Here is a 566-nt window from a genome sequence, read left to right on the forward strand (position 1 = left end):
ATCTATAAGAAAATTATCTTCGTGATCAACGGAGAACTTCAAATCAGCCGCAATTACCCTTGCACCTTCTTCTCTAAATGTCTTTACCATCTGGCTACCTAAAAGGCCACCGCCACCGGTAATGACAATGATTTTATCTTTAATGGAAAACATTAATTATACTTTCTAAAAACCGGCTTAATCACTGGAGAGTTTAAATAGTTATCAAGGCCATCTTCTAAAGCTCGCTGATATATTTTTAATGCATGTTCTGCCGCATTTAGTGTTAAATCCAACTCATTGCTTTGATGGGCAAAAGATACAGCAACATATGGCATTATTACATTCTTTGTAATCATTTCTTGCGCGAAAAGCGTACGCATTGCTAACGACACTTCATTAGCCTTATTTTTTGTGATATAGTTAGGCGAGCAGGGATATCCCCCAATTGCAAAATAATCACTTATGCCTAAGTCTTTGGCGATGGTATTCATTCCCTCAAGCAATTTTTCTCCATAGTTCCAAAAGTGTTCTACAACCTTATCTCGTTGTAAAATCTCCATTGTTTTGATAAACGCACCCAAAGC

The 566-nt window shown here is 37.1% G+C and carries 1 protein-coding gene; it reads right to left on the reverse strand.

Annotated features, from left to right (window positions below; translation table 11 throughout):
- Window positions 1-152 precede the first annotated feature (152 nt).
- Window positions 153-566, reverse strand: a 414-nt coding sequence (locus JHD69_RS20165) for a hypothetical protein (RefSeq protein ID WP_233166108.1), incomplete at its 5' end; no start/stop codon positions are given.

Source organism: Pedobacter sp. ASV12, assembly GCF_016429155.1.
Taxonomy (GTDB): domain Bacteria; phylum Bacteroidota; class Bacteroidia; order Sphingobacteriales; family Sphingobacteriaceae; genus Pedobacter.